At 74.0% G+C, this 8,163-nt stretch carries 6 protein-coding genes and 1 pseudogene; 3 read left to right on the plus strand and 4 right to left on the minus strand.

Translation table 11 applies throughout. The features are described 5' to 3' along the window. Nucleotides 1-106 precede the first annotated feature (106 nt). Nucleotides 107-511: a nucleotide pyrophosphohydrolase gene (locus tag ACH4SE_RS24860; RefSeq protein ID WP_398545671.1), complete on the minus strand. Its 405-nt coding sequence runs from the start codon at nt 509-511 to the stop codon at nt 107-109. A gap of 359 nt (nt 512-870) precedes the next feature. Next, a pseudogene (locus ACH4SE_RS24865) lies at nt 871-2,070 on the minus strand (AAA family ATPase); the annotation flags it as partial. A gap of 258 nt (nt 2,071-2,328) precedes the next feature. On the opposite strand from ACH4SE_RS24865, the gene ACH4SE_RS24870 reads away from it, so the two are divergent. Next, nucleotides 2,329-2,874, plus strand: a complete 546-nt coding sequence (locus ACH4SE_RS24870; RefSeq protein ID WP_398545672.1) for a DUF1697 domain-containing protein — start codon at nt 2,329-2,331, stop codon at nt 2,872-2,874. Nucleotides 2,875-2,974: 100 nt separating this feature from the next. Here ACH4SE_RS24870 and ACH4SE_RS24875 read toward each other — a convergent pair whose 3' ends face one another. Together ACH4SE_RS24875 and ACH4SE_RS24880 are read right to left on the minus strand one after the other, a co-directional pair. Continuing rightward, the gene (locus ACH4SE_RS24875) at nt 2,975-4,294 is read right to left on the minus strand and encodes a class I SAM-dependent RNA methyltransferase (protein ID WP_398545673.1); all 1,320 of its coding nucleotides are present in this window, start codon (nt 4,292-4,294) and stop codon (nt 2,975-2,977) included. 117 nt (nt 4,295-4,411) lie between these two features. Beyond that, on the minus strand, nt 4,412-6,457 hold the full coding sequence (locus ACH4SE_RS24880) for an APC family permease (RefSeq protein ID WP_398545674.1): 2,046 nt from the start codon (nt 6,455-6,457) through the stop codon (nt 4,412-4,414). Between the two features lie 238 nt (nt 6,458-6,695). Here ACH4SE_RS24880 and ACH4SE_RS24885 point away from each other — a divergent pair, with 238 nt between their 5' ends. Together ACH4SE_RS24885 and ACH4SE_RS24890 are read left to right on the plus strand one after the other, a co-directional pair. Next, nucleotides 6,696-7,364, plus strand: coding sequence for a potassium channel family protein (locus ACH4SE_RS24885; protein ID WP_398545675.1), 669 nt, complete (start codon nt 6,696-6,698; stop codon nt 7,362-7,364). Then, entirely contained in the window at nt 7,361-8,035 is a 675-nt protein-coding gene (locus tag ACH4SE_RS24890; protein ID WP_398545676.1) for a potassium channel family protein, read from the plus strand. Before ACH4SE_RS24885 ends, ACH4SE_RS24890 begins: the two co-directional genes overlap by 4 nt. The last annotated feature ends 128 nt before the right edge of the window (nt 8,036-8,163 follow it).

Raw genomic sequence — 8,163 nt, forward strand, 5'->3', positions numbered from 1 at the left:
CCGACATCACTCAGCGTGACAGATGGTGGACAGTCGGCGAAAGGGCCTTCGCGGCGCCTGTGGACAACCTCGCGCACCCGCCCGTCCCGGCGGGCAGCGGCGCAGGTCAGCCGGCCTCCGCCGCCCCTCCAGGCCCCGCCGGGCCCGCGCCTCCTCCCGGCCGGCCCTCCCCCGCGCCCCGGCGCGTCCGCGGGAAGCGCTGCTCGTTGCGGTCGATCTTCGCGTCGAGCGCCGCCAGCACGTCGATGTCCAGCACCGCGCAGAACTGGAGCAGATAGGCCAGCACGTCGGCGACCTCGTCGCGCACCCGGTGGGCGGACGCCGGGTCGGCCATCACCGCCGCCGCCTGCTCGGGCGTCAGCCACTGGAAGATCTCCAGCAGTTCGGCGGCCTCGACGCTCAGCGCCGACGCGAGGTTCTTGGGGGTGTGGAAGGGCTGCCAGTCGCGAGCCGCGGCGAAGTCGACGAGGCGGCGCTGCAAGCCCGCGACGTCCAGTGGGTGTCCGGTCACCCCGACTGGTCTACCGCATCGCCCCCGCCGGTCTCACGCCGGCCGCCCGCCGCCCCCGCGACCTCGTCGCCCGGCTCCTCGCCCGCCGGGGAATCCCTGCCGGGCCCGGAGTCACCACCGCGCACGAGGTCGCCGGCCCACCCGGCCTCGCCGCCCGTCACGGCGGCGGTGCCCGGCCCGCCCGCGTCGTCCGCCGCCGGCCCACCCCCCGCGGAGCCCGTCCCCGCGCCGGGACCGCCCTCCCCGCCGTCGGTGTCCTCCTCCGTGCCGTCCGCCGCCGGAGCCGGCGCCCGCGCGCCCGGCGCCACGACGCGGCCCTCCCCCGCGCCGGCCGCGCCGTCCTCCCCCGCGTCCTGGGCCGGTACGCGCCGCTTCGCACCGAGCCGTGCCAGGGTCACCCCGGCCGTGCCCTCGGCGCACTCGGCGTCCTGCAGCGTGCCGAGCAGCCGGATGTGACCGCGGGCCGCGGCCAGCCGGGCGAGCCGGAGCAGCTCGCGCACCTGCCTGCGGTCCAGCCCCACGTCGAGGCCGTCGGCCAGCACGGTCAGCACCTGGCCGGCGGGCAGCAGCTCCGTACTCGTGTCGACGTCGAGCACGCCCGGGCCGGTGAGCAGCACCAGCGCGAGCGCCACGAAGCGCAGTTCGCCGTCGCCGAGCCGGTCGACCGGCACCACACCCAGCGGCCCGCGGTCGACGGCGGCGATCACGGCGTCCAGCGGCGCGAGCCCGTCGCGCGGCGACCGCAGGAAGGCGGGCAGCACCGTCAGCCCCTCCACGGGCGGGCTGCACACCTCACGCACCGCGTTGACCAGCGCGGCGTGCCGTGTGACGCACTCGCCCTCGGTCCTGGCGAGGACGGCGCTCAGGTTGTCGCACGCGGCGCGCAGCCGCCCGTCGCCGGGCACGACGGGCGCGCGCATCAGCTCGGGCCGCGGTGCGACGGGGAAGACACCGCGCAGCGCCACGACCAGCTGCTCGGCCGCGGCGAGCACCTGCCGCTGGCCGTCCGTACGGCCCGAGACGCGCAGCGGCAGCAGCGCGGTGGCCAGGACGTTGTCGGGCAGCGGGGCGCGTGTCACGGGCACGTCGCCCGCGGTGTGCCACGCGGCCTGCACCGTGGGCCGGGAGGGGTCGCGCAGCGCGGTGGTCAGCAGGGTCCGGCCGGCGCCGATCAGCCGCTCGCCGACGATCCGCAAGCACGGTTCGGCCTGCACCGCGACGTCCAGCCGGACGGGGCCCATCGGGCCGTTGACGGTGCATCCGAGGCGGAAGCCGCGCCGTCCCTCGGCGTCCGCCGGGAGTCCCTGCGGCACGCACGCGCCCGCGCCGCCGCGCACCCCGGCGTCGAAGACCTCGGCCAGCTCCGCGCCGGAGGCCAGCCTGCCGAGCGCGGCGAGCCCTTCGAGGGCGCTGGACTTGCCCGTGCCGCTGCTGCCGGTGAGGAGGGTGAGCGGCCCGATCCGGAAGGTCGCCCCGCGGTGCGACTTGAAGGCGGACAGCCGCAGTTCGGTGACGACGGGGCGGAGGTGGCCGACGCGCCGGGGGGCACTGGTGTTCATGGCGGCGAAGGTAGCCAGCGTCCGGCGTGCGGAACCGTTCCCTCGTCCCTGTCGTAATCCGAACGAGGGACGTCACCCGTGTTTCCGTGAAAAAACGCGCCGTTCGCGCTCCCGTGCCGCCTCCGCACGCCCTCCCCCGGCGCGCTCCGGGGCCGCCCCCGCCGGAACGCCCTCGCGCGCCGCCGTCCGGCATGCCGGTGCCGGCCCCGCCCGGGCGCCCGCACCCTTTTGTCGGACCCGGCGGTTACCGTGTCGGACGTGACCACCACCCGATATGCCGCGCTGCTGCGCGGGATCAACGTCGGCGGCAGGGCGAAGGTCCCGATGCAGACGCTGCGCGAGCTGCTGGCCGCCCTCGGCGCCACGGATGTCCGCACCCATCTGCAGAGCGGCAACGCGGTCTTCACGCACGAGGAGGGCGACCCGCACCGCCTGGAGGACGCCCTGCGGCAGGCGCTCGCCGACGAACTGGACCTGGACATCACGTGCATGGTGCGTACGGCGGCGGATCTCGCGCGGGTCGTCGCGGCCAATCCCTTCGACATGACCGGCGTCGACGGCTCCCGCTTCCTGGTCGTCTTCCTCGCGGGGCCCGTCCCGCGGGACCGCGTCGCCGCCCTGGACCTCCCCGCCTTCGCCCCGGACGAACTGCGCGCGGGCGAGCGGGAGATCTACGCCCACTTCCCGAACTCGATCCGCGACTCCAAACTCGCCGCCCGCCTCACCGACCGCGGCCTCGGCGTCGCGGCCACCTCCCGCAACTGGAACACGGTCACCCGGCTGCTGGAGCTCTGCGGCCGCTGAGCAGCCCCGGCCCCCGGACCACGCGCCGTGCGCGAGCAGTGCGCGGGACGCCGAGCCCCCGGGACGCAGGTCACCGGGGGGCGAGGCGGCGGTGGCCGCCCTACTTCGCCGGCTCCAGGATCGCCACGCACTCCATGTGGTGCGTCATCGGAAAGAGGTCGAAGGCGCGCAGGCGCACGGGGCGGTAGCCGGATTCCGCGAAGTAGGCGAGGTCGCGCGCGAGGGCGGCGGGGTCGCAGGCGACGTAGGCGATGCGGCGGGGGGCGAGGGTCGTGAGGTGCTGGACGGTGGGGCGGCGGGCGCCGGTGCGCGGGGGGTCGAGGACGACGAGATCGACCTCGGTGATGCCGGTGCGGGGCAGGACGTGGTCGACCTTGCCCTGCTCGATGCGGACCCGCGGGAGGTCCTGGAGGTTGTGGCGGGCGTCCTGGACGGCACGCCTGCCGGACTCGATGCCGAGGACGGCGCCGGTCTCGCCGACGCGCTCGGCCAGCGCACCGGCGAAGAGGCCGACGCCGCAGTAGAGGTCGAGCGCCATCTCGCCCTTGCGCGGCATCAGACCCTGCATGACGGCCTCGACGAGCAGGTCCGCCGCCTTGGGGTGGACCTGCCAGAAGCCGCCGTCGCCGACCCGCCAGGTGCGCCCGGCCGCGCGCTCGCGCACGAAGTCGCGGCCGTGCACGCGGTGCACGGCGTGGTCGCGCTCGCCGATGCGCAGTACGGAGACGGGCCGGTCCAGCTCGACGATGGGCAGCCGCCCGCCGGGGCGCGGCGTCAGCACCACCTGGCGGTCGCTGGAGCCGGTCGCCGCGATGGCCTCGACGGCCGCCATCTGCGGCCAGGTCCGGGCCTCGACGCCGAGCTCGGAGACCTCGGGCGCGGCGATCATGCAGTGGTCGACGACCTCGACGTCGTGCGAGCGGTGCCGGCGCAGGCCCGCGTGCCCTTCGGCGTCCACCGCGTACTGCACGCGGGTCCGCCAGGCGGGCACCTCTCCCTTGGCGACCTTGTCGCCGGGAGCGGGCTCCACCGTGCCGTCCCAGCCGGCCTGCTCGGGGGTGAGCCCGGCGAGCCGCTCGAGCTGCTCGGTCAGGACGGCGGCCTTGAGGCGGCGTTGCGCGCCGGGAGCGGCGTGCTGCCAGTCGCAGCCGCCGCAGCGTCCGGGCCCGGCGAAGGGGCAGGGCGCCTCGACCCGGTCCTTGGACGCGGACAGGACGCGTACGGCGTCGGCCCGCAGGTAGCGGGCGCCCTCCTCGCCCTCGGTGACGCGGACGACGGCCCGCTCGCCGGGCAGCGCGTGCCGCACGAAGAGCACCTGCCCGGCGTCGTTGCGGGCCAGGCAGTGACCGCCGTGCGCGACCGGCCCGATCTCTACCTCGTACTCCTGGCCGACCAGTGACGGGGCGGGCTCGGTCTGCATGACGGTGGTGCTCCTGCGGGTGCGTGGGTCCGGTGCGGTGGCGGGCGTGCGGGGAGCGCGCCGGGTCGTGCGTCGGTCCACTCTACGGGCCCGGGAGGACACCCGCCGCCGCGCGCCTCACTGGTCGCGGGGCGGCGGCTGCGACCGCGGGCCGACGGGGCCGCGGCGGATCGAGCCGGGAGCGTTCCAGTCGGCGCGGCGGCGGGCCCGGACCCGGGCCACCTCGGAGGACTCCAGCTGGTACGGCACCGAGGTCACCATGACGCCGGAGGTGAAGAGCAGTCGGCCCTTGAGCCGCAGCGCGCTCTGGTTGTGCAGCAGGTGCTCGTACCAGTGGCCGACGACGTATTCGGGGATGTAGACGGCCACCACGTCGCGCGGGCTGTTGCGGCGCAGGCCCTTGACGTAGTCGATGATCGGCCGGGTGATCTCGCGGTAGGGCGAGTCGAGGACCTTGAGCGGCACGTCGATGCCGCGCCGCTGCCATTCGGCCTGGAGGGCCCTGGTGTCGTCGGGGTCGACGTTGACGCTGAGCGCCTCCAGGGTGTCGGAGCGGACGAGCTTGGCGTACGACAGGGCGCGCAGCGTGGGCTTGTGGAGCTTGGAGACGAGCACGATGGAGTGCACACGCGAGGGGCGCACGTAGTCGTCGCCGGGCTCGTCGTCGGCGGCGATCTCGTCGGAGACGCGCGTGTAGTGGCGGCGGATCGCGGTCATGGTCGCGTAGAAGACGCACATGCCGAGGACGGCGACCCAGGCGCCGTGGGTGAACTTCGTCAGCAGCACGATGACGAGCACCAGGCCGGTGAGGAAGCCGCCGAAGGTGTTGATGGCGCGGGAGCGCACCATGTGGCGGCGCTTGGCCTGGTCGGTCTCGGTGCGCAGCAGCCGGTTCCAGTGCCGGACCATGCCGGTCTGGCTGAGGGTGAAGGAGACGAAGACACCGACGATGTAGAGCTGGATGAGCCGGGTGGAGTCGGCGCCGTAGACGACGACCAGGATGCAGGCGAAGGCGGCGAGCAGCACGATGCCGTTGGAGAAGGCCAGCCGGTCGCCGCGGGTGTGCAGCTGGCGGGGCAGGTAGCGGTCCTGGGCGAGGATCGAGCCGAGCACCGGGAAGCCGTTGTACGCGGTGTTGGCCGCCAGGAAGAGCACCAGGGCGGTGGAGGCGGCCAGGAAGATGAACGGCACCGAGTTGTTGCCGAAGACCGCCTCGGCGACCTGGGCGATCACGGGGTCCTGGGTGAAGCCGGAGCCGACCGGCCTGCCGTGGTCGAGCAGGTCGGAGGCGGGGTTCTCGGCCATGCGGACCTTGGTGTTCACCGCGAGCGCGATGATGCCGAGGAGCATGGTGACGGCCAGCAGGCCGATCAGTGCGAGCGTGGTCGCGGCGTTCTTCGACTTGGGTTTGCGGAAGGCCGGCACGCCGTTGCTGATGGCCTCGACACCGGTGAGGGCGGCGCAGCCGGAGGAGAAGGCGCGCAGCAGCAGGAAGACCAGGGCGAAGCCGCCGATACCGGAGGACTCGGCGTGGATGGTGAGGTGCGCCGTAGGCGCGTGCATGTCATGCCCGGTAGCGATCTTCAGCAGGCCCCAGGCGATCATGCAGAAGACGCCGAAGACGAAGGCGTAGGTCGGGATCGCGAAGATCGTGCCGGACTCGCGCACCCCGCGCAGGTTCATCAGCATCAGCACGATGATCATGGCCACCGCGCCGAGCACCTTGTGGGTGATGAAGAACGGCACCGCCGAACCGAGGTTCTCGATGCCCGAGGCGATCGACACCGCGACGGTGAGGACGTAGTCCACCATCAGGGCGCTGGCGACGGTCAGGCCCGCCCTGGGACCCAGGTTGGTGGTGGCGACCTCGTAGTCGCCGCCGCCGGAGGGGTAGGCGTGCACGTTCTGCCGGTAGGACGCGACGACGGTGAACATCACCACCGCGACCGCGACGACGATCCACGGGCTGTAGTGGTAGGCGGCCCCGCCGGCGATCGACAGGACGAGCAGCACCTCGCCCGGCGCGTACGCCACCGACGACAGCGAGTCGGACGCGAAGACGGGGAGCGCGAGCCGCTTGGGGAGCAGCGTCTCACCCAGTCTGTCGCTGCGGAGAGCCCGTCCGATGAGGATCCGCTTCGGCAGGTCGGTCAGTTTGGACACCCCGCGATGTTAAGGGATCGTCAATACGTGCGGATCCCCCCGGGTCGTACCCGGCCTGTGGCGATCTTGTGTGCTCGCCGTGCGCCCGGTCACCGGGCGCCCGCGGGGACGCAACCTTCTGCGGTGCCGGGCGCGTGTGTAGCTTTGGCCGCGGTCTGAGACGCTGGAGGAAGCCTTGACGACCAGATCGGTCGCGGGCCGGTCTCAGGCAGAAACGTTGGCAGCCGGAAGGACGGTCGTGCACGTCGTGATTATGGGGTGCGGGCGGGTGGGGTCCACCCTCGCGCACTCCCTCGAACAGCAAGGTCACACGGTTGCGGTGATCGATCAGGACCCGACGGCCTTCCGCCGTCTCGGGTCCGGATTCGGCGGGCGGCGGGTGACCGGGGTGGGGTTCGACCAGGACACGCTGCGCGAGGCCGGGATCGAGGAGGCGGGAGCCTTCGCGGCGGTCAGCAGCGGGGACAACTCCAACATCATCGCGGCCCGGGTGGCGCGCGAGATGTTCGGGATCGAGAACGTCGTCGCCCGGATCTACGACCCCCGGCGGGCCGAGGTCTACCAGCGGCTCGGGATCCCGACCGTGGCGACCGTGCGGTGGACGGCCGACCAGATGCTGCGCCGGCTGCTGCCGGCCGGCGCGGAGCCGCTGTGGCGCGACCCCAGCGGCGGGGTGCAGCTGGCGGAGGTGCACACGTCCCCGGCCTGGATCGGCCACAAGATCAGCGAGCTGCAGGAGGAGACCGGCGCCCGGGTGGCGTTCCTCACCCGGCTCGGCGAGGCGATGCTGCCCGGCGCGCAGACCGTGCTGCAGGAAGGCGACCTGGTGCACGTGATGCTGCGCACCGACGAGGTCGCGGACGTCGAGGCGGCCTTCGCCAAGGGACCCGAGGAGGCCCACTCATGAGGGTGGCCATTGCCGGCGCCGGCGCGGTCGGCCGCTCCATCGCGGCCGAGCTGCTGGAGAACGGGCACGAGGTGCTGCTCGTCGACAAGAACCCCACCTCGATCTCGGTGGAGCGGGTCCCGCAGGCCGAGTGGCTGCTCGCCGACGCGTGCGAGATCACCTCGCTCGACGAGGCCGCGCTCCAGCGCTGCAACGTGGTGATCGCCGCGACGGGCGACGACAAGGTCAACCTGGTGGTGTCGCTGCTCGCCAAGACGGAGTACGGCGTGCCGCGGGTCGTCGCCCGGGTGAACAATCCCAAGAACGAGTGGCTCTTCAACGAGTCCTGGGGCGTCGACGTCGCCGTGTCGACCCCGCGGCTGATGTCGGCGCTGGTCGAGGAGGCGGTGAGCGTCGGCGACCTGGTCCGGCTGCTGCGCTTCAGCCAGGGCGACGCCAACCTGGTGGAGCTGACGCTGCCCGAGGAGGCCGCGCTCGTCGGCACCCGGGTCGGCGACGTGGCGTGGCCTCAGGACACCTCGCTGGTCACCATCATCCGCGGCAACCGGGTGCTGACACCGTCCAAGGACGACGCGCTGGAGGCCGGCGACGAGCTGCTGTTCGTGGCCGCACCGCACCGCGAGGAGCAGCTGGAGGACCTGCTGTCGGTCCAGGAGCGCAACGGCGGCTGAGCGGCCGCGCACGGCGCGCGTACGGCGGTGGGGCCGGGGCCCCCCCGCCCCCGGGCCCCCCCCCCCCCCCCCGGGGGCGCGGGGGGGGGGGGGGCGCGGGGCCCCCCCCCCCCCCCCCCCGCGGCCCG

The organism is Streptomyces sp. NPDC020983 (genome assembly GCF_044333485.1).
Lineage (GTDB): Bacteria > Actinomycetota > Actinomycetes > Streptomycetales > Streptomycetaceae > Actinacidiphila.

Excerpts from the sequence above, each read along its gene's own strand:
- ACH4SE_RS24875 (WP_398545673.1), bottom strand. The coding sequence starts at position 4,294 with ATGCAGACCGAGCCCGCCCCGTCACTGGTCGGCCAGGAGTACGAGGTA.
- ACH4SE_RS24890 (WP_398545676.1), top strand. The coding sequence starts at position 7,361 with ATGAGGGTGGCCATTGCCGGCGCCGGCGCGGTCGGCCGCTCCATCGCG.